At 54.9% G+C, this 26,393-nt stretch carries 12 protein-coding genes; 6 read left to right on the top strand and 6 right to left on the bottom strand.

Features of this window, described 5'->3' with window-relative positions:
• Positions 1 to 203 precede the first annotated feature (203 nt).
• Positions 204 to 1,079 (bottom strand): hypothetical protein, encoded by an 876-nt coding sequence (locus tag K239x_RS19810; protein WP_145419909.1) that lies wholly within the window; start codon positions 1,077 to 1,079, stop codon positions 204 to 206.
• 488 nt (positions 1,080 to 1,567) lie between these two features.
• Between K239x_RS19810 and K239x_RS19805 the strand changes: the two genes are divergently transcribed.
• Both K239x_RS19805 and K239x_RS19800 read left to right on the top strand, forming a co-directional pair.
• A complete protein-coding gene (locus tag K239x_RS19805) occupies positions 1,568 to 8,473 on the top strand; it encodes an autotransporter-associated beta strand repeat-containing protein (RefSeq protein WP_419189187.1) in 6,906 nt (2,301 codons plus the stop codon).
• Positions 8,474 to 8,503: 30 nt separating this feature from the next.
• The gene (locus K239x_RS19800; RefSeq protein WP_145419907.1) at positions 8,504 to 14,302 is read left to right on the top strand and encodes a WD40 repeat domain-containing serine/threonine protein kinase; all 5,799 of its coding nucleotides are present in this window, start codon (positions 8,504 to 8,506) and stop codon (positions 14,300 to 14,302) included.
• 48 nt (positions 14,303 to 14,350) lie between these two features.
• On the opposite strand, the gene K239x_RS19795 is transcribed toward K239x_RS19800, so the two are convergent.
• Positions 14,351 to 14,926 (bottom strand): DJ-1/PfpI family protein, encoded by a 576-nt coding sequence (locus tag K239x_RS19795; protein WP_145419906.1) that lies wholly within the window; start codon positions 14,924 to 14,926, stop codon positions 14,351 to 14,353.
• A 555-nt stretch (positions 14,927 to 15,481) separates the two neighbouring features.
• On the opposite strand from K239x_RS19795, the gene K239x_RS19790 reads away from it, so the two are divergent.
• Positions 15,482 to 17,152, top strand: a complete 1,671-nt coding sequence (locus K239x_RS19790) for an outer membrane protein assembly factor BamB family protein (RefSeq protein ID WP_419189186.1) — start codon at positions 15,482 to 15,484, stop codon at positions 17,150 to 17,152.
• Between the two features lie 91 nt (positions 17,153 to 17,243).
• Here K239x_RS19790 and K239x_RS19785 read toward each other — a convergent pair whose 3' ends face one another.
• Entirely contained in the window at positions 17,244 to 18,140 is an 897-nt protein-coding gene (locus tag K239x_RS19785) for a helix-turn-helix domain-containing protein (RefSeq protein WP_145419904.1), read from the bottom strand.
• 306 nt (positions 18,141 to 18,446) lie between these two features.
• Between K239x_RS19785 and K239x_RS19780 the strand changes: the two genes are divergently transcribed.
• From K239x_RS19780 to K239x_RS19770, 3 genes are all read left to right on the top strand, one after another.
• Positions 18,447 to 19,547: a sigma-70 family RNA polymerase sigma factor gene (locus K239x_RS19780; protein ID WP_145419903.1), complete on the top strand. Its 1,101-nt coding sequence runs from the start codon at positions 18,447 to 18,449 to the stop codon at positions 19,545 to 19,547.
• A 177-nt stretch (positions 19,548 to 19,724) separates the two neighbouring features.
• A complete protein-coding gene (locus K239x_RS19775) occupies positions 19,725 to 21,113 on the top strand; it encodes a TIGR01777 family oxidoreductase (RefSeq protein ID WP_145419902.1) in 1,389 nt (462 codons plus the stop codon).
• Positions 21,110 to 21,553 carry a hypothetical protein gene (locus K239x_RS19770; protein WP_145419901.1) on the top strand — a complete coding sequence of 148 codons (444 nt, stop codon included), beginning with the start codon at positions 21,110 to 21,112 and terminating at the stop codon, positions 21,551 to 21,553. The genes K239x_RS19775 and K239x_RS19770 overlap by 4 nt, the downstream gene beginning before the upstream one ends.
• Before the next feature lie 27 nt (positions 21,554 to 21,580).
• Here K239x_RS19770 and K239x_RS19765 read toward each other — a convergent pair whose 3' ends face one another.
• The 3 genes from K239x_RS19765 to K239x_RS19755 form a co-directional block, all read right to left on the bottom strand.
• Positions 21,581 to 23,101: a phytoene desaturase gene (locus tag K239x_RS19765; protein WP_145419900.1), complete on the bottom strand. Its 1,521-nt coding sequence runs from the start codon at positions 23,099 to 23,101 to the stop codon at positions 21,581 to 21,583.
• Between the two features lie 60 nt (positions 23,102 to 23,161).
• Positions 23,162 to 24,781, bottom strand: coding sequence for an AAA family ATPase (locus K239x_RS19760; RefSeq protein WP_145419899.1), 1,620 nt, complete (start codon positions 24,779 to 24,781; stop codon positions 23,162 to 23,164).
• Positions 24,782 to 25,166: 385 nt separating this feature from the next.
• Positions 25,167 to 26,393 carry an HD domain-containing phosphohydrolase gene (locus tag K239x_RS19755; RefSeq protein ID WP_145419898.1) on the bottom strand — a complete coding sequence of 409 codons (1,227 nt, stop codon included), beginning with the start codon at positions 26,391 to 26,393 and terminating at the stop codon, positions 25,167 to 25,169.

The raw sequence follows: 26,393 nt of genomic DNA, 5'->3' as shown, positions 1-26,393 counted from the left end.
ATTGCCTGCGTTGCTTATTTGACACCACATTCGTTGCCTTTTCGCCACGCCGGACAGTTTGGTCAATCCGTACAGTCCGACATCGTTTCGCGCTTCCAAATTGCGAGCGGACTCGATTGGAGGCTAGCTCAAGCGCCTTGGAGCAATCCTGCGCGGCTTAGAGAAGCAATCCTGCGCGGCTTAGAGAAGCAAGCCTGGGCGGCTTAGAGAAGTAAGAATGTGAACCCAGCAATCGCTGCTGCCTCGGCGACCACTCCGCGACCCTGCAGGTTGCCGCGAGAAAGCGGCTCAATGCGGTGGCCGATCGTATGTCCTGTTCGGCAGTCTCCGCGGCCGCGCACCAAGTGGTCGGGACACTGCGTCGCCATTCGATAGGGAACGATCGCAGTGCCAATCAAAAAGTGAGCTGCGGAATGAAGGTTCTGGAGACAACCGAAATGTTCACCACAGCGTTCCAGGTCCAACTCCTGGAAGTACAGCGGCCGATGGCAGAAGCCGACTGGATAGCGATTTGCAAGTCGGGGGGATGCGCCGGATGCTGTGACCCACTGCGCGGGGAGGTGCTGCGTCAACTGCTTGGCTTGGTTGACCGGCTTGACGGTTGAGGCCGATTCCAAGTTGACCAGTCGGATTTCGCCGAGTGGTTTTTGAAGCCTGTTTAAGTGGCCCGCCAACGCTCTTGTTCGATTCTGCGCGGCCTTCAGCAATTCGTCTTGCTCGTCCTCTTCTTCGAACTCTGAATCGTCGTCGAGCAAATTGTAGGTGGGTTCATCGTCAGCCAATTCGCCAACATTGTCGCTTCGCCGAGGTGATTGGGGCTGCGCATTGCGTTGGCCGGCGTCGGCATCGCGATCGTCTCGCAGCAGGTCCGCCAAAGAGTCTTTTTGGTTTCCACCAAAGTAGTCGGACACGTCGAATTCCGATGACGGGCTGTTCCCCGCTTGGCCGCGTCGACTTGATGGTGGAGCTTGGCTAGGACGTGACTGGGTGAAAGGTGATTGAGCCGTGGCATAGGTTTCGACTACCAAGATGGCAACCAAGAATGCGATTCGCAAAACAGTTTGATAACGCACAGACACTGGACGGACCCAATCGATCAGCAACAAAGCCAGCGCACTGGCGGGAGACGAAATGCTTATCGATCCGGATGAGCCGACGAAACCAGAAGAACCGGTTCAGTCGGCAACCCGACCGTAAATGGGATTCCTTTGCCAATCCGCACAGATTCTCATCGATCCAAATCGGCGGCAGCGAGTTTATGGCCGCAGAACACGCTATTGAAAGCAATTCCTGCCAAAATGATGGTTCAACTAGCATCTCCAACTGGGATAATTGGTTCTCGCGATTGGAATGAACAGGCGATTTGCGATCGGGTGATCCGGTCGCCTTCGCGATTTGCCGATGCTGAGTAGTGCCGATCGTTGCGCGGCCGATCCGATCGGCCATGGCAAGAAGCCCTCATAAGTCACCATCAATGCTTTCAAGACAGAGTCGTCCACCCGCCGTTCGCCGAGCCAGAATCTGGCTGCGCGAATTCGTGCAGCGCGGGTGGTTGGGGAGAGGCTGGTTGAGAAAACGAGCAGTGATGCAGGAGGTGATTCGTCCTCCGAGTTCGCTTCGGCCGTCCGTCCGAACTTTGGAGCCACGGTTCGTTCTCAATGCCACCGCGGAACTGACCATGATCGGTGATTTGGTCTTGTCCGGTGATGCAGGAGCGGACGTAATCAATTTCAACGAACTGGGAGATGGCAGCATTTCGATCACCGATGCGTCAGGTGCGGTGATCCCGATCGCGAACCATCCGGGATCCGATACGGATCCGTTGCCCGTCGCCGCGGTGACGTCCGGTCGAGTGTTGATCGACTTGGGCGGTGGCGATGATTCTTTGAATCTAGCGTTGCCGGCTGGACTGGACGTCACTCTCAGTGACTCAGCGGGCGACGATGATGTGATCGTTTCGTTTTCGGATCGCGTCGAAGCGGCAACGGGTGACTCGATCAATATCGAAGCGGAAACTATCCAGCTGGAACCCGGGCAGGGGAACGTAAGTCTAACCAACGACGATGTCACCCTCCGCGGCAATGTTTCGGTGGGCGACCTGGCAAACGCGACCAGCGTAGAACTCGGTACTGGTGATCTTCGTGCAAGTGGATCGATCCACTTGGCCGGCGATGTTTCGTTCTTCTCGATCGGCGGCAGCGTTGACTTTTCGGATGCCACTCTGTCAGCAACGCAGTCAGGCACGGATCTGGTATTTCAACTCAATCATGCTACCACCGCGGATCTCACGTTCGGGGCGATCGACGATAGCGCTGGCGAGTCAATCGAAAACATTCACATCATTGGTGCATCATCGGTTAGTTTTTCAAGCAGTGTTGAATTGTCCGGCGACTTGACCGCGCAAGGAATTGCCACCACCGTCGACATCGACGCGTCCATTTCTGCTGACAGCATTCAAATGCGCAGCACTGAACAACTGACGGTCAACGGAGACCTGGTCGTCGAAACGGGTGTCGTTTCATTACTGTCCAACGATCGAGTGATGGTCCAGCAGACTATCGATACGACAGCGGCAGTCAGTGCCGGGCGAATCGATCTGATCAGCCCGGACTTGCAATTGTCACAGGCGATTCTCCGCACCCAAGGAGCGGATGTTTCGTTGATTGGTGACACGCTGATTGACGGGCCTGTCGTCATTGATTCAGCAGTGAATGCGACTGACGGCGGGGATGTTCGTTTTTTTGGGTTGGTCGGCGGTGTTGATCAAATCAATGATCGTTTGGAGATTCGATCGATCGGCCAGACGACAGCAGGCACCGTCGAAGTTCAAGGAGACATTGGTAGTCCGTTCGCAGCGGCGGGTGTTTTTGATCTCAATTCGTTAGCCATTGATGCTGGCGTGATCGACTTGCGGTCGGTCGGCATCACCGGCGGCGTTCTCAATCTGACGGCCCCGATCGTCCGCATGTCCGGGCCGCAGTGGGTGGTCCGTTCGACGGCGACGGACCCCGGGCAGATCGTTGTCGACGGGCAATTGTTTCTTCCTACTGGTGACGCCCGGATCGATATTGGCGACGACTTCCAAATCAACGGAGCGATCGCTGGGCAGGCAGGATCAAACCAATTGACGGTCGCTTCGGGAGGAAACGTTGACTTTCGATCGACGATTGAAAATTTTGACACGTTGATCGTTCAGTCAGATGGGTCAACCAGCTTCGGTGGTGACATTGATTTGCAGCAGCAGTTGAACGTGGCTTCGCAAACCGGAATTCAAGTGTCGGCTCCCTCGATCACGACGGGGCAAGAGATGGCGTTTCGCGACGCGGTCTTTTTTCAAGCGGACATCGACCTGCTTGGCGCATCCATTCGTTTCGATGACGAAATTGTGACACTCAATGGAACCACGACCACGGCATTCTCCGGGTTAGTGAATCCCGGCGGCGCTGTCGACGCGATCACCAAGTCAGGCGACGGAACGCTGGTCTTGGGAACGATCAATCACTTTACGGCTGAGACCGTGGTCCAGTCCGGGACGCTTCGGGTCAGCGGTGGCATCGCCGATGGTGCAGGACAGGTAACGGTCCAGGCTGGTGCGACTCTTTCGGGCGACGGAGCCATCGAAGCGGACGTTGTGGTGCTCAGTGGAGGACGATTGAGCCCTGGCAATGTGTCGGGCATTCAACTGGCTGGACTGGACACGCATGCAGTCGATTTGCAAGCTGGATCAATCTATGAAGTGCAGATTAACGGGCCGGTTGCGACCAGCCAGTACGATCAATTGATTGTCGGCGAAGGCACCGCGTTGGACGACGAAGTCGCGATTGACGGAGCCATTCTTGATTTGCAATTGAACTACTCGCCGTTGCCGGCATCGGAATTTGTCCTTGTTCGCAATGATGGTGTCGACGAAATCGATGGTCGTTTCGCCGTCAATTTCGACATCGACGGGAACTTGCTTTCGGCGCCGCGAACACTAGACGAAGGCGACCTGGTGCGGTCGCCTTTTGGATCTCGGTCAGATTCCGCGTTCATCACTTACTTCGGTGGCGATGGCAATGACATCGCGATCGTGACCGAAGGCGACGTGACGTTTGATGCTGATCAAGTAACCTTGGTGGTTCGTCAAGGCACTGATCTGGTTGTTCGGACGGGGGCTGACCTAGTGAGTGCTCAATCAGCGACACCGACTGTGCGTCCCATCGCGGGCCTCAATGATAATAACTTGCGACTGGTGGACACGCCCGGTGACGATGTCATCTTTGTGGACGTCGATGGGCTCGTCGATAAAAGCGGCAATGCGCTCAGCTTTTCTGGCAATTTGGCGTTCGATGGCAATGCCGCATTTGCAGACAACGATCGAATCATTCTTTTCGATTCCGACCCCGACACTGATGATTTGCCGGACATCGTCGACTACGCGATGAACGACGATCGCACAGGCGCGGCGGTCGTCAGCCTGGGAGATCGATCCTTCACGCTGTCGTTCACCGGGCTCGAGCGGATCGAACAAGACATCACTTCCGACGAAACGCAAATCGTTTATGGCGACGATGACCAATTGATTCAGGTCGACATTGATCTAGATGCTCCGCAGCGAACCCTGTTTCAAGCGGATGCCGCCGCTGGTCCAACGACGATGTTGTCCACCAACAATCCCACGCAGTTTCTGTCGATTGACGGTGCTGGCGGCGACGATCAGATTATCGTCAACGGGTTTGGCAGCAGCACGGGCGATTTTCGAGCTTCGCTGTCGATCGACGGAGCCACCGGCGACGATTCTGTGATCATCAATGCGGATTTGTTGATCGGTTCGGATCAGTCGGCCGGTGATTTGACCGTTCGCGCCGAGACGGTTTCGCTGCTTGGCGAAATCGATGCCACGGGTGGCTTTGCCGATGGGCACGTTCTGGTCACAGGGGGCAGTTCCATCGTCGTGGGAGATGCTGCGGTCAGCAACGTTGCGGTGAACACCGGGCAAGGCACGATCAATCTGGATGGCAACGGTGGTTCGATCGATACAAGGCACGCTGATTTGACGAGCCTGTTTGATGGCGAAGCGATCTTGTTTGGCAACGCATCGTCGGTATTGCTGGGCGATATCGATGTTGCACAGGGGGTTTTGGTGATTGGGCAAAACGCCGACGTTACCGGAACCATTTCGCAGCTTCCTCAGTCGTCGATCTTCGTGGAACGATTGGCTGTCAGTTCGTCGGGGGCGGTTGATCTGGCCAATGACAACAATCAAATCGGTTCGATTGACAGCATCGCGTCCGGCGGCGGCGTCATCGTGGTGGACGCGACGGATGATCTGGTAGTGGGAGGCATCGATTCCAATGGATCGGATATTCAAGTGACAGCGCAAGGCACGGTCGCGCTGAAGAATGACGCTGTGGTTGCGGACGGGGCGGTCGTCACCGTGACCGCTGGAGATGCGATCGTCGATTTGGATGGCGACGATAACCGGCGCAATCTTGTCGCCAGAGTGGTCAACCTCTTTGCCGGCGCAGGAGGGATCGGGGAAGTCGCAAACGCGATCGATGTCGTGGCGACTGAATCGCTCAACGCGACGACCGGAGTATTTGGTGGCGACATCTTCTTGGCAAACGAAGGCGGGGAGATTTTGATTGGCAAAATCGATGCCGGCTTGGGAAACATCTCGCTAGTCGCTGATTCAATTAACGACGATGTTCAAGACGAAATCAGCGACATTGTCGGCGCGGATTTGACCATGACCGCTATCGATGGCATCGGGAGCTTGCGGCGGATCGAGCTACAAAATGTCAACCAGTTGGACGCCGTTACGATCAATGGCGGAGTCGATCTCGACTGGAACGCCGATAGCACGACTTTGATTTCTCGCGTCACAGCCGAGACGGGATTGATTCGGATCGTGCAATCTGGTCAGCAGCGAATGCAGGTTCGCGAAGTTACTAATCTCGCCGATTCGATCGTGATCACTAATTCAGATCAGTCCATTGACGTGATCGGAAATGGAACCGACGAAGTTGCCATCGGCGCAGGCGAAAACGGTTCCATTGAATTGGTCGCGATTGGGAATGCGTCCGACGTTTTCGTACGTGGTGCGATTGTGTCGCATGACGGCAGCGTGCGAATCGCGGCGGACCGAAATGTCGTATTCACTTCTGCTGGCGACGTTCGATCGATGTCCGGCAATCTGAGCGTGACCGCGGATGATCGGGCTGGCGAGTTTGGGGGCGGCATTTCCATGGCTGATGGAACCCTGTTTGATGTTGGATCGGGCACGGTGTCGCTGGTAGCCGACGGCAGCATCGGTTTGGGCGGGATAACTACGACAAACGCAACTGAAACGGCGGTTGCGATTCGCAGCGTTACCGGCAAGATCACGGATCGCGGCGATGCTGATGTGGACATTCAGGCTGCTATCGGAAAGACGAACTTGGTCAGCTGGTTGGGGATCGGCGACGGCAATGCTTTGGAAACCAATCTGGCGATCTTGGATAGCCGAGTCACCGCCGAGGGAAGTTTGGAACTAAACGAAGTCGACGAGATCGAACTTCGTAGTGTCGACACGTTTGACGGATTGATCCGTGTTGTCGCTGGAGGAACCATTACGGCAACCGACATTTTGTCGCAAAATCAAAGCCGATTCGACGACGCTCAGCAGCCCACTGAGGCCGGTTCGCGAGATGTGGTGCTCACCACATCGGGATCCAGTAGCGATATTTTGGTGCACCGGATCACGGCAGACCATTCGGCCGATGTGGTGCTTACGGCGGCAGACGATGTCTTGGACATCGACTGGGGTGACCAGCGCCGAATCACAGCGGACGATTTGCGTGTTCGATCGGCCAATGGCACCGAGGACCAAGGAACGGCTGTTGGGTTGTCGACTTCGGTCAATGATGTCGATTCAATCGTTGCGGGCGACAATCGCGGCGACATAGAAATTCGCGAAACCGACACGATTAATTTGGCTGCGTCGGATGACATAAGTGATCGCGAAACTCTGACGACGTCCAATGGTGAGATTCGTGTGATGGCCGGTCAGTCGATTCGGATCTCTGACACCGACCTGGGCAATGACGGCGCCGATTTGCGAAGCGACCAGGAGATCGTGGCCGGCGGCGATCATGGGCGTGTGTCGCTTATCGCATCGAACACGATCGATGTCAGCGATTCGGTGCAAATCAGTGCAAGTCAATCGACCATCAATGCCGTGTTGGTCGAAGCGACGGACGTGATCCTGGGGCAACAGTTTCAGATCGAAACGGGGCAAGGCGTAGGAGTGGCTCGAGTTTTTGCGCCGCGTCCCGTTAACGGGCTGGAGGACACAGCGTTCTACGATTCGACCTCTGTCACTACAAATGTTCTTGAGCAAGCCGCCATCAACGATGCTGAAGGAAAGCTGACCGTCGACATCGGCAACGAAGGCGAGCGCGGGCTGACAATCAATATTGACTGGGGTGCCGACACGGATCGCTTTCAGCAAATCGATGGGCTCTCGGGTGACGCGCCGCCGTTGGTGGTCAGTCATGTGTATCTGGAACAAGATATTCTGGAAACGCGGCTTAACGATCGGGCGTCCGCCACTGCTCCGCTGAATGTCAACTTTGCGGTTCGCCATCACGAATCCATTCGAGTGATTGGTGACACCATTGCGCAGGGCGAATCGGAAGTGTTGGTCGTGGGCGGACGCATCCTTTCATCGACTGACAATCCGCTGACAGCTGAAAGTCAGGACGTTGCGATTTTGGAAAATGGACAAGCAACGTTCATCATTCCATCCTTGTCGATTCCAGTTGCTTTCTTTCCGGTTCGCAACGTGATTCCGGAGCTGAGCGAGCCGGAGGTGTTTGTGCAAACGGAGCAGTCGGTCGCGCTAAGCCAGAGTAGTTTTACGGTCGTCGAATCCAGTGTGTCGAACAGTGTTTCGCGAGAAGAGTATTTTCAAATCCGAATCCTGTCGCCCAATCCCGATGGCGAGGACTTGGCTGCTCCGGAACAATTGCCGGATGACATTTTGGATGGAAGCAAGCTTCGCGAACTCTTTGCAGAACTGCCGGATGGACGCTACGAAATCGAGTACGTGTTAGGCGATGGCAACGAAAGATCGATCTTGCAAGTTGACCTGCGCGGAGGGCGTCCGATCATTTCGGGTGACGAGCTTGATGGTGGTCCGATGAAGTTGCGTGAGGTCGGCGAAGACGATTCCCAAGCGAGAGAGCCCGGCGAAGATTCCGCCAGCGATGTCGACCCAGTCGAACGGGTAAAGGCTGAAATTCGCCGTCAGAATCGTGATCTCGATGTGCCTCGGTTGAGTCCGGACGACGAATCGGCGAATCTTGAGTCTAGCTATTTCCGCGAATCGACTAAGATGTTTACACCGGAGTTTGCCGCGTCGTTGCTGGGTTTGACGACTGCCGGACACCGTTCAAAAAAGTACTTTTCCGCTGGAAAACGGTTTCGCCGAAAGCCACGCCAAGATCGCTAATCGGGGCAGAAGTCACGCCTCTCCTTTTTAATGACAGATTCTTCGCCTCCTCCGGATGACGAACGCCCGTCTGACCAATCGTCAGATGAGCCCGATGCGCCACGTCGCGACCCAAGCGAATCGCCCGACGTTGAGAGTGATTCGGGGCTGATGGAGAGTACGGTCGAGTCTATCGAAGAGGCGCTTGCGGAGCCTCCATCGATTCGACGTGGTCGCTCGAACGAACTGCCTGCCGATGACTCTGCCGATGCGGGGGAGAGTAAACCGACCAAACCGTTTGGGATCGATCTGGATCAGACCGTCGCTGGTGATCCGAATGACGCCACACTTCAGATTGATGCTGCTCCACCGCAAAGTCCTGACGCGTCTACGGAAGCGACTGTTGCGAAATTGGAAGAAACGCATCAGCTTGATTCTTTGGATGACACTTCCAGCGAGATCCAGGGAGACGATGCATCGGCAACAATTTCTCTTGGGACGGGCAAAACGCAAGCGATCGCAGCGGCTGACAAAACGGTTCGTCTGGAGGACACCGCTGACCAAAACGCGTTGGAAGCGACTGTTCAATTCGATAGTCAAGTCATCGGTGAAGAAACGGTCGTTCGATTCAAAGGCGATGATGACGCTGCCCAGGGCGGGACGGTGGCGATCGACCACCGCGATATTGGTCAGACCGTCAATCCGCGCGAACTGTCCGACAAAGACGCTGCGTTTTGGGGTTCGCTGTTGCAAAGCGGATCAGGCCAAATCGCTAAGCGAGGTGAAGTGACTGAAATATCGCCTGCGATAGAGAGGTCCATTTCGGAAACCAAACTGCAGATTCGCGTTCGCGAAATGTTGTCGCCCAAACAGCCCGCCGATGCCGAGTCGGATTATCGGTTGGTGCAGTTGTTGGGCAAAGGAGGCATGGGCAACGTTTTCGTCGCCAAACAGTCTTCGCTGGATCGTTTGATCGCAGTCAAGGTCATCAAACCACTGGAAAAAAAGAAGAGAGAAAAGCTTGCCGCGCAGGGGCGGTTGGAGGAAGTCGAAGAAGATCGCCGGCAGCAGTTTCTTTCCGAAGCCGTCGTGACGGGTGATTTGGATCATCCCAACATCGTGCCGATTCACGACATCGCTGTGACAGCCGACAACACGCTTTTCTACGCGATGAAACGGGTCGTCGGTACTCCTTGGTCGAAGGTCATCGACGAAAAGAGTCGTGACGAGAACTTAGACATCCTGCTGAGAGTCTCTGATGCCATTGGGTTTGCACACACCCGCGGAGTTGTTCACCGGGATATCAAACCTGAAAATATCATGTTGGGTGATTTCGGAGTCGTGCTGGTGATGGATTGGGGGCTGGCGCTTGCCAAACCTGAGTTTGAAAAGATCGACTCGATTTCTCACACCGCGGGATTGGGCGGGACGCCGGCTTTCATGGCTCCCGAGATGGCTACCGGGCCGATGCAAAAGATCGGTCCAGCCAGCGATATCTATTTGCTCGGTGCGACCCTGTTTTTGATCATTACGGGAAGACCGCCTCACCAGGCTCCCAACATCACGCAGTGCATTAAAGCGGTCGCGGAAAACGAGATCTCGGGCGATCTGGATTCTTATCGGGGCGAGCTGCTGAACATCGCGCTCAAAGCGATGGCAAAGGAACCTGGCGATCGCTACGAGGACGTTCGTGCGTTTCAGCAATCAATTCGCGAGTACCGTTCGCACGCGGAGAGTATCGCCCTTGCGAATCGGGCCGAAAACAATGCGGAACAAGGACGCGAACAACATGACTACTCGTGTTTTTCGCGGGCGACGTATGGATTTCAGCAAGCTCTGTCGCTTTGGCCTGGCAATGAACCGGCGCAGCGTGGGATTGAAGCAACCAAGATTTCGCACGCCGAAGCCGCGCTTGCCAAGGAGGACTTTGACCTTGGACTCTCGCTGCTCAGTCAGACCGAACCTGCACACCAGGAACTGATTCAACAGCTTGTTGATGGACAGCGAGAAAGAGATCTTCGGCAATCCAGGTTAACGCTTTTCAAACGTGCTGCTGCCGCGATGTTGTTATTCATCATGTTGGGCGGGGCGGTAGCGTTTTACTATATCAACCAAGCTCGGGACGCCGCGGTCGTGGCTCAAATCAAAGCGGAGGATCAGGAGTTGAGGGCAAGGAAGCAGCGGCGTATCGCAGATACAGAGCGTGACCGCGCGGAGGCAAAAACGAAAGAAGTTGAACTGGAGAAAGAGAACGTAATCAAGCAGACCAAATTGGCCGAGGCCGAACGCAAGAAGGCCGACATTGCACGGGCCGAGGCCGTCGCAAACGCTAACGAAGCAATCAAGAACGGAGAAGCCGCTGAAAGGAACGCTCGCACGGCCGAAGAAAAAACGAAGTTGGCGAACAAGAACTTGGCGGAGGCCAACAAGCAGCGTGGCATTGCAATTAGCAAGGCCAGAGAAGCAGAGTACGAAGTTTATCTTTCGCAAATCGGTTTGGCGAAAGCGAAGATTGATCAAAACGAATTCGATGATGCCAGGCGGATTCTGACGGAGCTAAGTGACGCGCGTGATCCAAGCCGCCTGGGGTGGGAGTGGCGTTGGCTGTGGCGACAATCCAACCAGTCAGCGTTTGCCTTGCGAACGGATCGCGCACTTGTCGGCATGGATCTCAGCGACGACGATCGGCATGGAGTCGTCGTCCTCGAGAACGGCACGATCAGACTGCTAGATGTGGCCGTCGATGGCCGGGTGAGCATGCAGGAGGATGGTGGTCTTTCGTGGGAAGGAGCGCTGGAGGACATCACGGCGGCTGCGATTTCCGCTGACGGACGCCGAATCGCAATTGGCAATCGTTCGGGTGAAATTCAGTTGTGGGAATCTTCACCGCCGCGGATGATTTTGCAATTTGATGGTCATGAACAGGAAGTGTCCGAACTGCGTTTCGCGGACGCAGAGCGTTTGGTGTCGGGATCGCTAGATCGAACCGTTCGGATTTGGGATGCGAAAAATCGTGAACCGAGATCGAAGCTTTGGCACATTGCTCCGGTGCGAAAGATTGCTACGGCAGTCGGACGAGATCGATCGCTGTTGATCGCAGTGGCGGTGGCCGATGGTGCAAGCGGCCGAGCCGTCGTGTGGCGGGCAGGAGGGGACGGCGCGAAGTCAGATCCGCGACGGATCGGAGAATTCGATCAACATGATCAACCTCTTGCATCGATTGCTCTCTCGCCCGACGGACAATTAGCGGCGTCGGGAGACGTGGGGGGCAACGTGTTGATTTGGCGTCCGCTTGGATCACGAAGTACCGATTTTCAAGCGGCGATTTCCAAGGCGATCAAACAGGTCGGCGGGAAAGCAAACGGTAGAGATGCCAAGTCCATTCGCTCTCAAGTCGTGGCCCGACTGTCGGACCCGTCATTGAGCTTGGAAAACAAGCAACTGGTGTCGACTACCAAACGCAACACTGCGTCCAGCAAGGCTCACGGTGACTACGTTGAATCAATCAAATTTAGCAGCGACGGCCGACGTTTATTGACGACCGCGCACGACTACACCATCAAAGTTTGGGACGTAAAGGACCGCCGCATCAACGCGACACTTCGCGGGCATGGTGGCTGGGTAACAGATGCGACCTTCGCAGGTCTGGACGGCGACCGTGTGCTGAGCGTGTCAAAAGACGCTTCGGTGCGTAGTTGGAATATTCGGCAAAGCGATGCTGACATTGTCTTTGTCAATCAAGATTCTGGCAAGCGAGGACGCGATCCATCGGTGGATCAATCGCAGCCACACGACGATGAAATCTGGTCGGCAAGATTTGATCCGACGGGAACCCGAATTGTTTCGGCCAGCCGCGACCATACCGCTCGCGTCCTGGAGATCGACCGCAAAACGATGCGGTTTCGTGAAATCGCCAAACTGCAGCTAGAGAGCCAAGTATCGGATGCCAGCGATGCTGGGCTGCCGGACTTGTTGTCCGAAGGAACTTCTTTTCGTGCGATGTCAGTCGCTGTCGATCGTGCGAACGGGCATGTGTTTGTTGGCAGCGCCGATGCCAGTGTGCGAATCTGGGACTTGGTTCGCGGGACGCAGATTGGTCAGCTTCGAGGAACAGGGCTGAACAGTTCACTGGCGTTGTCATCCAACGGACGATTGTTGCTGACCGGTTCAAGTTCGCCGGATTACAAAGCCATCGTGTGGGGAATTGATCCATCCGGGCTGACGCCTGCCAAAAAACTGTTCCGTTTGAAAGGACATCAGCAAGCCGTTACCGCACTGGCGATTTCGCCGGATGGGCGAAGGCTCTTTACGGGCGACCGAATTGGTTTGGGCTACTTTTGGGACACAGCAACTGGACAGCGTATCGGCAGTCCCGTGGAAGAATGTCGTGGCTATCGAATCAACGACGCTCGTTTTTCGCATGATGGCAACAAATTGTTAGTGGCCGCCGACGATCAAAATTTGACACGGATCGATGTGCCCTCGGGACGTCGAATCGATCGGTTGCCGCACGACGGGTTTGTCACGCGAATTGCGCTGTCAAACGACGGTCGCCGCGTTTTGACCATTAGTGAGTCGAGTACACGCAAGCGTTTTGAATCGGACGTGACGCTTTGGGACCTGACCACGCGGGCCAAACAAATTGTCGATCAAATCTCGGCTCTGCGAGACGTCGCGGCCAAGTCCAATGGCGATGATAGAGCGAATGCGGTTGAACGACGGTTTCTGTCCGCCGGCTTCGATTCCCAAGATCAACGAGCCATCATCAGCCGATTCGAAGGGGATCGCAGGCCAGGACGATTGACGCTGATTGATCTTTCGGGAGAGCGGGCGAATCGAAAATCAGCACGGCAGTTGCAGCTACCGCGGCGATTGGGGGCTGCTGAAGTCGCTCTGGCTTTGCCGGGCGAACATCTGCTGACGCTCAATTCCGACGCGGCGTTTTTGTGGGATATGAAGACGATGACGCATCGCAAAAGCTATCGAGCTCACGCGGCACTGACTCAGGCAAGTTTTTCGTTTGATGGGAAATACATTGCGACGGGAAGTCGGTCACTGAAAATTTGGGATGCAAAGACGGGGGCTGCGATCGGTAAACTGGAGAGTCCTCACCAAGGCGCGGTGCGCAGTGTGCAATTTAGTAGGCAAGGTCCCAATCATTTGGTGGCAACGGCGGGCGAAGATGGCAAAGCGAGATTGTGGCAATGGAAGCCGCTTGAAAAGGCCTTTGTCAAACAGGCAGAGTTTTCGCTCGGTGATGACCTGAATGGCATTGCACGAACTGTCTGCATTTCCGATGACGGCCGCCGAATCGTGGTGGCGGGCGACAACGGGAGAGCCCGCGTTTGGTCGCTTGTCAACGACGGCGCGCCGCTTGTTCTTGACCAACCCGATCACGTTTCGTTTACCAGTGCGGACTTTTCTCCTGATGGAAAGTGGGTCGCGTTGGGAGGCGATGACAAACAGGCGAGGTTGTTTGCCGTTGCCAAACCCGATGCGAATCCCGCGCGGGCGATCATCATGGAAGGCCACGCCGATGTGATCGAAGACATCGCGGTGATTCAAGATGGTTCGCAAGAAATGCGAATCTTGACTGGATCGCTTGATAAGACGGCGCGGGTTTGGGATCCGCGTGTGGGGTCCGATCAGGATCGCGCCCGAGAAATCTTAACGCTCCGGCGCCATACGCTTGGCGTCACTGCCGTCGACGTTAGCCGTGACGGCAACATTGCCATGACGGCTAGTCGCGATGGTTCCGTGATTCTTTGGCCCGCCGCCAAGCGGCTGCCAGCCAGCACTGACCACGACGACTCCCGTTTGTTTGACGACCTCATGGGCGCGGACGAATAAGGCTCATCCTTGTCCGTCATGCGACGCAGGGGAATCGCTGGCCTCTCGTTATTCGGCTAACAAATCAATGAAGGCACGCATCCAGGCCGGGTGGGCAGGCCATGCTGGAGCGGTCACCAAGTTGCCTTGCACGTGAGCCGAATCCATCGTCACGGCAGGTTCGATGTAAGTGCCGCCGCCTGCGGTGACTTCAAAACTGACCGCGGGGTAACAACTGCATTGGCGATCTTTCAAAACACCTGCTGCCGCTAGTATTTGAGCTCCGTGGCAGATCGCGGCGATCGGTTTAGAAGCCGAATCGAAATGCTGAACGATTTTCAGCACGTCGGCGTTCATCCGCAAGTACTCGGGCGCTCGTCCACCAGGAATCACCAGTGCGTCATACGTGGCAGCGTCCACGTCCGCAAAGTTGGCAGTGACGGCAAACCGGTGGCCGGGTTTTTCGCTGTAGGTTTGGTCACCTTCGAAGTCATGGATCGCGGTCGCAACCGAATCGCCGGCTGACTTATCGGGGCAAACCGTATCGACTTGGTGGCCGACCATTTGCAACATTTGGTAGGGCACCATTGCTTCGTAGTCTTCGACATAGTCGCCGACGATCATCAAAATCTTCTTATTGGACATGAGCAAGTTTCAACGGGAAAAGTGAAAGGGGCGTTGGACGATTGTTTCTTTACGGGACAACGATGATCGCGACGCTAAGACGAGGCGTTAAAAAACGGCGCCGCTGGGATCGCGATCGATGGGCATTGTCTCGAAGATGCCTTGCGACAGCTACCGTCTGCAGTCGCCGTTTTTACTTCCGGCAAAGTGAATTCCAAGGTAGCCTCGAATCCTGCTGTTAGCAGCCCCAGTGCTGTCTGTGCGTGTTGCCTGTATGTGTTGGCTAGTAGGTTGGCCAAATACTGCGGCGCTCCTTGATGGGCCGTCCGACCAATTGATTAGGATCACGGCGACGCGCTGGAGGTGTTTTGTTAGAAGGAGGAGGCGCCCGCTCAACGTTGGCCGGTTTGCTTTCGCATCCAGCGGACAACCGTTACGACGCGAATGATCCGGTTTTTAGGTCCATCCGGTTATCGGCTTGCGTTGCTATTCCGTTGGCTCCGATGCCTATTTCCGAGTAGAATGGAGGGCAGGTACCGCTGCTCGTCTGCTTTTCACGCAAACCCAATCGCCGCCATGTTACGCTCGAACTATTCTGGCTTTCGCTATTCGTCTGCCCTTTCCGTTGCGTTTTGCGTCGCGTGCTTGGCTTTTGCCGGGCAATACAGTCCCACAAGCGTGTTTGCCGACGAGACAATGTCGGCCAATCTGGCTAGCCGGATGGGCTTGGAAACGGCTTGGCAGCGACAGATCCAAGTTCCGGCGGGGGCTGCGTCGATCGTTGACCAGCAGATTTATGTGCATCAGTCCGAGCCGCACGAATACGTCGAAGTCGTTGCGACAATGAAGCGACCAGACGCCGAAACCGGCAAGGAAGAGACCTACGAAAGCGTCCTTCGACGGATTTCGGTTGACGAAGTGGATCGCTACGGCAATGCGATTGGAAAGAAAGAAGCGGAGCGTTTGGCAAGCAATGAAGTTCGCCGGCTGACGCATCGCAAGGTCGACGCGAAAGTAACTTCCAAAACCGTTCCGCGAATTTGCCTCTACACGCTTAGCGACGATGGAACACTTGAGTGTCGCGACGCGGAAACGGGATCACCTGTCTGGTTGTCCCGCGTGGGCAATCGGCACATCGGTTACAGCAAGATCGGTATCGATGATCAGTTTTTGACCGTCATCAATGGCGGCAATCTGATCAAGCTAAACGCGAAAGATGGTGCTGAATTGGAATCCATTCGCACCACGACGATGCCTCTCTTTGGTGCGATACACGCCGGCGAGTACTCGATGGTCCCAACGATTCGCAACGGAATCGTTGGCTACCCGCTTTCCAACGACAAACGCGAAGCCTTTACTGAGGTAGTCGCTGGCCTTGCTCTGGCACCTCCCAGCAAATCACCGAACTCGACCAAGATAGCTTGGGGAACCAATCGCGGGTACGTGTACGTGATGGAATCAGAAGGCACTCCCTCTATTCTTTTTCGTCTGAACACCGATGGGATCGTCAGCGGCCGCGTTGCAGCAGCTTCGGGAGACTACTTTTACTTCGGGAGTGAATCCGGCCAGGTCTACGGGATCCAGGCGTCTCGAGAAGGCAAGGTTGTTTGGAGTCGTCCCTACGGTGAACCGTTTTATAATTCGCCCATGATTGCAGGCGACAAAGTATTGCTGCGGTCGACGTATGGCAATCTCTACTGCTTGGGAACCGCGGACGGCATCATGGTGTGGGAAGACACCGTTTCAAACATTGACGAGCTGCTGGCCGTTTTTGACGGAAAAGTGTTTGTTCGCTTGCTCTCCGGTGGACTGTCCGTGATCGATTTGGAGTCCGGTAAGACAATTAGCGTTACCAATGACGTATTGCCAACTCGCCTGCTAGCCAATTCGCAAACCAATCGGCTTTATCTGGTCAGCCAGACGGGAGCAGTCCAGTGTCTTCGACCTACCGGAGCCGTTTTGCCTACATTCAACGAATCAAAGAGTCAGTCGGCAAGCTCTGGCAGCACCGATCCGATGGCCAGCGACAAAGAGCCTGAAGGACCTTCCGGAGCATTTGCTGGTCAGGGACAACCCAAGGACCCATTCGGAGCTTCGGCTGCTCCAGCGGCGGCCGGTGGCGATCCCTTTGGAGCCGGTGCAGCCGATCCCTTCGGTGCAGCCGGGGGCGATGCGATGGCCGACCCGTTCGGTGGCGGAGCGGGTGGCGGTGGCGCAGATCCATTTGCCGATCCGTTTGGCAATTGAGTACCAGTCTCGGTCAAATACAAGCTCGATTCCACACACCAGTGGCATTGCTTTTCGCTGCGTTTTTGCGGATGGCTACGACTAGGCGAATCTAAGATTCCAACCCAAAGCGATTCTTAATCATCGTCGCGAGTTGTGCCAAGTGGCTCAGGCTATCGCAGTGAGCGGTATAGGAAAGCTGTGGCCTGATTTGGTCGCACAAAGCTCGACCGCCGACGATGAGCGATACTTCGTCGTCAAGCGAATTCGACAAGCGAATTTCATTGGCGATGAACTGCGATTGGTCGTCGATTGTTGAAATGCTGAGCCACACCAGAGTTGGCCGATGGTCGCTGGCTGCTTGAAGATAACTTTCGACCGGCAGATTGGTTCCCAGATTAAGCGATCGCCATCCCAGTTCGTGCAACATCAGATCGACCAGTGCGGTCGGAACTTCGTAGGCGTCACCTGTCAGTGTGCCCCCGATCGCAAGCGGAGCGTCATGTTCGACAGGTGGCAGCTCCGTTCTGAGTTTGTGAATCAGACGCATGCAAATTCCGCAGGCGACGCGTTCACGGTACACATCGATTTCGTGGCAATTCCAAGCTTCACCGATGCCGCGTAAAGCGTCGGTGATTAAATCGTTGGCCGTTTCACTGCGGCTCCACCCGTCGGCCAGCCACTGACGCACCAACTGTTCACATTTCATTTCGTCGCTATCCGCAAGGGCTTCACGAAATGCCGCCTGAGTAGGATGCCGTTTTCCTGGGATGCGGGTCCGGCGTCGCTGTGGCAGCACCGCTCCGCCAAGCTCCTCGGGGTGAGCAAATTCGCGACCGGACGCCTGTAAAAAATCATGAAGCCCCTCCAGGCTAATGCGGCGATGTCCACCCGACGTTTTCACCGTGGGGATGACACCTTGGTCGCACCACCGTTTGATCGACGATTCGCTGACTTCCAGCGACTTGGCGACTTGCTTGGGGGAAAAATGGGGCTGTTGCGCAGACAACGGATCAGCTGGTTGAAAGGGAATTGGGAAGGATTCGGCGTTATTGACCCCAAAACGTTCACAAAGTGGTTTGATAACGTTCAGGTCGGGCGATAATTAATCATACCATCAAGGCGAGGGCGTTCTGCAGAGAATGCGGCAAAAAACAAATATGCGTGGCGTTTTGGCAAGCTTTTGACTTAATCTAGAAAACCTTGGCGTATCTGTTGCGTAGATCTTGGGGGGCCGGTACAAAAGTAGCTGAACGTTTTGGTTGTCAAAAACGTTCATTTGAAATGCACCTACATTCTACGCTGGAATCAACCGATGGTCGTCTCCCAATCCGTTCAGTCCAACAAGACTTCGTCTGCCAAAAGCATCGGTCGCTCGCGACTCTCCACAAAGGCTGTTGCTTCAGAGGTTGCGTCCCAGACGGCCGCCCGCCGGCCCAGCTGGATCTCGTGCGATGAACTTCTGGTGCCGGTTGCGGAAATCGCGGGCGAGCTAGCTGACCTGAGCGAAATGTCGCTCGATGAGCTCAAGGCCTTGACGAAAAAAACGCTGCGAGACGAAATTGATTACATCGCCAACGAGTCATTCGACCAGCCGTCGATGGGGCGAAAAATTTTCCGTGAACCACTCAATCTGCAAAGTCGCAGTGTCGACGACGCCGCGTCGGCATTACGACGACGCGGAGTCGATCTCCCGTCTCACTTGAATCGCTTGTGTGAGGCAGCTTTGTTGAAGCCTGAGCAAGAACGCGCATTGTTTCAGCGAATGAACTTCCTTCGCCAGCAAGCCGCCAATCATCACCGGCAACTGAACGCGAAGCGGCCTTCGCGAGTACGGATCGAGTTGATTCAGCAGTACATCGCTTTGGCCGATTGGCACCGTGACCGAATCGTGGAATCAAATCTCCGATTGGTATTTTCCATCGTCAAGAAGTTCGTCAATCCGACGTGCGGATTCGAGGAACTGTTGAGCGACGGCATCGTTGCCATCATGAGGGCGGTGGAGAAGTTTGACTTTGACCGTGGATTCCGATTCAGCACCTATGCTACCCAGGTTATCCGACGTAGCTCATACCAAACGGTGGTGCTGCAGCAGCAAGAACGACAGTCAACGCTCGGTGGTCTGCAGGATATGGAGCTGGAAGTAACTGATGAAGGCCGTGAGTCGGCGATCAGTGAAAAGCGTTGGCACGAACTACGCAGCCGGTTGAGCAAGATGATGGACCATCTGGATCGTCGTGAGAAGTTTATCATTCGGGCCAGGTTCTCTCTGGGGGCCCACCGTAAGGTCTACACTCTTCAAGCACTGGCAAACCGACTGGGCGTTTCCAAAGAGCGGGTGCGTCAATTGGAGCGTCGCGCGATGGACAAACTGAGAACCATGGCAGATCCAACAGCAGCCAACGCAGCGGAATAGAAAGCGAGTTTCGCTGAATGCCGGTCGAACCATCGTGCGTAGCCCATATTCTTGCGGGGAACTCGTTTGCGGAATCTTCGATCCAGCTCTAGATTGTTCGTTTCGTTCAGCACTTCGATTTTGCTTGCTGTCGGATGGCCACCTTCATCCTTATGAAAACGATCGGCAAGAGTCTGTATGAGTCAGCCCAACGTCTATGTTGCGTCATCAACGCTTCCGGTTTCCGCCGAAACAGCGTTTTCCTACCATGACCGCCCCGGCGCCTTGGAACGTCTGATACCGCCATGGGAGAACGTCCGGGTCGAAAAATCGGACCACAGTCTTCGCGTCGGTAGCCAGGTTATTTTGAAAACATCGTTGCTTGGTGTGCCTGTGCGTTGGTTGGCAGAGCACACGTTGTACGACCCGCCGCGAAAGTTCGCCGACACTCAAGTTTCTGGCCCGTTTGCCCAGTGGGACCACGAGCACCTCTTCGAAGCGGTTGGTGATGAACAGTCCGTGCTTCGCGATGAGATTCAATATCGCTTGCCTTTGGGAGCGGCCGGAAAATTGTTCGGTGGCGGAATGGCTCTTAAGGCCATTGAATCGATGTTTGCCTACCGGCATCACGTCACTCGGCACGATATGGAATTGCTTTCCAACTACGAGGCGGACCCTATCACGGTTGCCATCTCTGGCAGCACCGGGATGGTTGGAAGTCAACTGAGCGCATTGATGACTTTGCTCGGGCATCGCGTCCGACCGATCGTTCGCGGAACTCCGATCGAGGCTAGTGAAATCGCTGTTTGGAACGATGAGAGTGAGGCGGCGAAGTTGAGCGACGTAGACGCCGTCGTTCATCTGGCCGGCAAGCCAATCGCCGGTGACCGGTGGACTGAGGAAACGAAAGCACAGATCCGCGACAGTCGTTGGATCAAGACGCGTGAGCTTTGTGAAAGCATGGCCAAGCTGGATCGTAAGCCACGAGTGCTCATCTGTGCGTCGGGTGCTGGAATTTATGGAGACCGCGGCGAAGAGATTTTGAATGAAGAATCAGAGGCAGGCGAAGATTTTCTTGCCGAGGTGGCGAAAGGCTGGGAGGCTGCATGCCAACCGGCGATCGACGCTGGAATCCGCGTCGTGAATCTGCGGCTGGGAATTGTTCTTTCGCCTCGCGGTGGTGCTCTCGAAAAGATGCTGCTCCCCGCAAAATTTGCCGCTGGTGCACTTGGTAGCGGGAAACAATGGTGGAGCTGGATCGCGTTGGATGACGTGCTGGGAGCTATTTATCACGCAATCAGCAGTCCCGATTTAGCGGGGCCGATCAATTGTGTTTCGCCCGAACCGGTCAGAAATAAAGAATTCGCACGCACTCTTGGACGAGTCATTTCCCGCCCGGCGATCTTCCCGGCGCCTGCTTTCGCGTTGCGTGCCGCCTTAGGGGAGATGGCCGATGCTCTGCTCTTGTCCAGCCAACGCGTTGTTCCTGGCAAATTGACGGCTAGCAACTACCGATTCCGTTTTACGGACCTCGAATCGGCTCTGCGATACTGCTTGGGGCGCGACCGATTGGAATCGGCTGAATGAACGCTTCAACGATTCTGGTTCTTAATGCGATCGCTACTTGGTATCTGGTCGGCCTGATTTGGACTGTGCAGATCGTTCATTACAAACTGTTTGATCGAGTTGGCGAAGCCGGATTTGTCCGCTATGAAAAAGATCACACTCGCCTGATCACCATGATTGTCGGACCACCCATGCTGGTCGAAATCATCACGGCGGCGCTGTTGATGATGATGACGCCGCCCGGTTCTCCTCGCTGGGCAGTCATCGCAGCATTTGCGATCGTGCTAGCGATCTGGCTTTCGACTGTGTTGATACAAGTTCCCTGTCACAACCGGCTAAGCAGCGGATTTGATTTAGCAACTTATCGGCGACTCGTGCAGTCCAACTGGATTCGCACGATCCTGTGGACAATCAGAGGGTTGGCAGTGGGGTACTTTTTAATTGCGAGCTTTCGCAGCTAAAAAATCGCACGTGCTGTACCAAATTGGTTACGACACACTTGCGGCTTTATCGATAAAGCCGCGGTCGACTTTTAAGTCGTCCAGAAGAAGCCGGCTACTGATGCGGCTCGATTCGTATATCACCGGAAGTCCGCTGCCTGGATGCGTCCCACCGCCGACTAAATATATTGCATCGACTTCCTCAAAACGATTTCGCGGACGCCGGTGCAGCATTTGTCCCAGGTTGTGTGCCAGATTAAATGTGGCGCCGCGGTAAACACCATAATCGTGTTCCCAGTTGTCTGGCGTGATGCGATGCTCCGTCAGAATGCGGTCGCGAATGTCATGCAGGCCGATTGCAGAGAGTCGGTCTAGCGTGAGCTCTCGGAACGAATCCGATTCTTGGGACCAATCGACGTTGGCGTGCTGGTGCGTGACCGGTACTAAGACGTAAAGGGAGCTTTGTCCTTGGGGTGCCAGCGAATCATCTGTCACGGAAGCATTTTGTACGTAGAACGATGGGTCTTTGCTGAGCACGTGCGTCTGTTCGATTTCGACCAGGTTGTTTTCGTAGTCTTCGCTAAGATGAATGTTATGGTGCGGAAGATCGTCGTACCGTCCTTCGATTCCTAAGTACAGCATGTACGTGCTGCAAGAAAATCGCTTCTTCTTCAGTGACTCATCGCTCCATCGACGTCGCTTGGAATTCGGAATCGTTTTGGTGATCCAGTCGGCGAAGTCCGCGTTGACCACGAATGCATCGGCTGAATACTGGGCTTTGGCGGTAACAAGTGTTTTCAGTTTTCGTCCCTGCAGCTTGGCCGAAAGGACCGGTTCGTCGAAGCGGAATTTGACGCCCATTTCGCTTGCGATCTCAGCCATGCGTTCGCTGACGCGGCTGCATCCACCAATCGGGTGCCACACTCCGTATTCGTATTCCAGGAACGACAAAATGCTGAAAAGACTCGGGCATTGAAATGGTGACATGCCCAAATACTTGGATTGAAACGCAAAGGCGATCACTAACCGCGGATCCGAAAAATAGCGTTGCAGTTCTTTGCCAAGCGAACGTTGAGGATGCAGGTGCTTCGCAGCAGCTAGCATCGAAGGACGCATCAAATCGAATACGGAGCTAAACGGCGACTCCAGAATTGGTCGAAACCGCTCCAGTTTCACTCGGTTGTCGTCCATGTAGCGTTTGAGAGCGCCGACATCATCCGGAGAAAACTGAGCGATCTGCCGGTCCATCTTTTCCAAGTCCGGCGAGCAGTCCAGTTGACCACCGCCGCCAAACGTCAGTCGATACTGCGGATCCAATCGCTTCATCGGAACTTCGGCCATCAAGTCTCGGCCAACGCTTTTGAAGATTTCAGTCAACACTCGCGGATAAAGAAAAAACGTCGGGCCACAATCGAACCGAAACCCGTCTTTCTGGATCGCGGACGTGCGTCCACCTACCTGAGACTTTCGTTCCAAGACGGTCACATCGCATCCCGCATGCGCCAGCTGCATTGCGGTAGCCAACCCACCGGGCCCCGCGCCAACGATGACGATCTTTTTCTTTGACAAAATTAAATTCCGTGAGTGCCTAAACGTCTTACTGTAGTGCCAGCGGCAAGCTTGCGAAGATCAAACCGATTCGCCTTCGATCCATTCGGACAGATCCTCGGCCTGGAACGTCGACAGCAGTTCTGGTGTCAGTTCCGCCGACTCAACGACGCGATTGGCCATGTTGCGGATAGCGCATTCGTAAAGATTGCGAACCATTCGGCCGTTTCCGAAATGTTCGTCTTTCGTCGCAACTGCTGTTCGAATCTGCTTCAGGAACGTGGACCGAAAATCGTCAGTCATGTGATAATGGTGCTTCTGAGCCAGGACATCAAAAATACCTGCCAGCTCAGTCTCGTCGTAGTCAGGGAAATGGCACCGTCGCGAGAAACGAGATGACAAACCAGGATTACTTTTCATTAGTGTCTCCATCGGCTTGGGATAGCCCGCCAAGATGACGATCAAACGGTCGCGGTCATCTTCCATCCGCTTCAACAGAGTTTGAATCGCTTCCAGCCCGTAACTATCGCTCTGGTTTTCGGGGGCCAATGAATAGGCTTCGTCGACGAACAAGACGCCATCAATAGCTTCGTCAATTTTCGCATTGGTTTTCGGCCCGGTCTGACCTTGGAATTCCGCGACCAACCCACTGCGATCCGTTTCGATGAGATGCCCGCGCCGAATCACACCAATCGCCCCGAACAGTTTGGCGACAATGCGCGCGACCGTCGTCTTGCCCGTGCCCGGGTTTCCAGTGAACACCATGTGCAAACTGACAGTGCTAACCGGCATGGAGTGCTCCTTGCGAAACTGCTGCAGTTTGCAAACATTGATCAGCGTCTGAACTTCGCGGCGTATCGCATCAATGCCAATCAAGTTTTCCAATTCTGCCATCCCCAATCGCAGTAACTCGTCTCGCTGCTGGGGCGTCAAGTCAGCCACTGTTTCGGCGTCCGTGTCGGACGCATTTGACTGGGCAATAACTGTCGCGGATTCTTGCACTGGGGATGTTTCGTTGCTCTCCAAAGCAGACGCATCCATTGGTGCTGCCCGTTTGGACTCACGTTGTTCAGACAGAACCTTGATCAGAGCCTGCGAAATTTGATAACTATTGGTCGCAGCCGAATGATCCGAAACGTCAGTGCTTTCGGAGGCATCGTTTACTGGTTTGCTTTCGGCTGAATGCGATCGAACGACCGGCAAATGTTGATCCAGCTGCATCCGAATCATTTTTAGTTGGGCCGTTGTTTCGCCTCGCACACTTCCGTCGACTCGGGAAGCAATCGTGGCGATACGTAGTAACGCGGATTTCACTTCCTCGAAGTAAGCCGCTGTTTCTTCAAACCATTTCATTGGCTCCACTGCGGCACCCCAAGAGGTCTGTTTTGCCAAGGTTGCCAATTCGCGAAAGTTCTCTTTCACGTGCCGCGGTTTGACCTGACGATCCAACAGGTGCTCGACCAACACCTTGGCGAGATCCGCTTCAGCCGGCGTCAACACCAAGTCACTCTCGGCCGTTTCCACAAACGCTTTGATGACTAGGCAATTGAATCGGTCCTGCACAACGGCAAAGAACTCGTCCGCTTCCATGCCCAAACGACTGGGCGAAGCCACGAAGCACTCAACGACTTTGTCGACGTACAGTTGGCGACACTGATCGATCGAATCGACAAACTGATCATGGAAGAAACTCGCTGACATCTTGTTTCCGAGTGTTGGTTCGAGTCACTGAATTCGTGCTCCTCCATGGGAGACGCGTAGAGTCTATCGCGAATGTCAAAATGACTGATAGCCCAGACGATGCCTCGGTTAACCCTTGGGTTCTCCCCTCGCAACTGAAGCAATAGCGATCCAGTCACAGCATTGATCGAGTCGGTGAGAATGGCGATGACTGCCGACGACCGATCGCATACAGCAGACGAGAGCTGCCAAAATGGAAGTCACGCTATAGAGTGGTCTGCGATCCGCGCCAATCAGAAAAGGAGACGCGCCGTTGAATGCATGGGACTTGATTTCAGTGGACGTGATTCGCTTAAGCAGTCGCCCTAGCGCGGCTCGTGGCCCTCTCGGCATGCCATTGTTGAATCTAGGATTCCGTTGAACCCATCTCAGTCGAGATCTCCGTAGTCTGCAAACACCCGCCGGAAAAAGCTCCTGCCACTGTTGACGATTCGCAAGGAGGGATTGGTTCTTCCTGAGCATCGTCTGTCAGTCCATTTTCAATCGCCACAATTTCGGGAAAGCTATCGAAAAACGCATCAACCACATTGGGATCGAAATGCGAACCGGAGCCTTCTCGCAAAATGGAGAGTGAGCGTTCTCTGCTAAACGGTTCCTTGTAACATCGTCTGCTCCGTAGCGCATCGTACACATCGGCGATCGCCACAATCCTGCCGGCGAGAGGAATGTCCATGCCCGACAATCCATTTGGATATCCGTTCCCGTCCCATTTTTCGTGGTGAGTAGCGGCGATCACAGTAGCCATTTCGATCACTGGATTCGTCGCACGACATGCCACTGCACGGCCAATGCTGGAATCGACACATTCAGCAGCCAAGAAATTCGAGCGAGCCTGGTCGCTCAAGATCGCAACACCTTTTTCGCAGTGCGTTTGCATCTCGGCCCATTCTTCTTCATTCAATTTACCTGGCTTTAAGAGCACCGCATCCGACACACCTATCTTGCCAATGTCATGCAATGGCGCTGCCAAGAAGAGGGTATCGCAGAAGTCGGCATCTTTCCCCAAGGCTCTTGCCAGAACGCGACTGTAGCTACCGACACGCAAAACGTGATTGCCCGTCTCTTCGTCCCGGAATTCAGCGGCTTTCCAGAGTCGCCATAGAATGTCGACTCGAGACGCTTCCAACTCCAACGTCCGCTCAGCAACTCGGCGTTCCAGCAGTTCGTTGCTCTCTTTCAACTGGTCGGCGTAGCCCTTGATTCTAAGAGCATTTCGCACGCGAGCAACGAGGTCCTCCAGTTGCACTGGCTTATTAAGCAGATCCGCTGCGTCCATGTCGAGCGCTTGCTGCTTGAGTCCCTTGTCCGCTTCCCCGGTAACAATAATGACTGGCAGGTCGTGGACCTTGGCGTCGTTTTTGACAAGCTTCAACAGCTCCAGTCCCGTCAGCCCCGGCATCCGAACATCCGAGACGACCGTATCAAACGATTCGTTTTGAATTCGGTTCCAGGCGTTCAACGGGTCTGTCTCGAAACTTAAGTGCCAACCACCTGCGAATTTTCGCAAAGAGCGATCGTACGCACGCAGCACGTTGGGTTCGTCATCGACAAATAGGATTCGTTGCAAGCTCAC

This window comes from Stieleria marina, from assembly GCA_007741555.1.
Lineage (GTDB): Bacteria > Planctomycetota > Planctomycetia > Pirellulales > Pirellulaceae > K23-9.
This window is presented reverse-complemented; position numbering and strand designations above follow the sequence as displayed.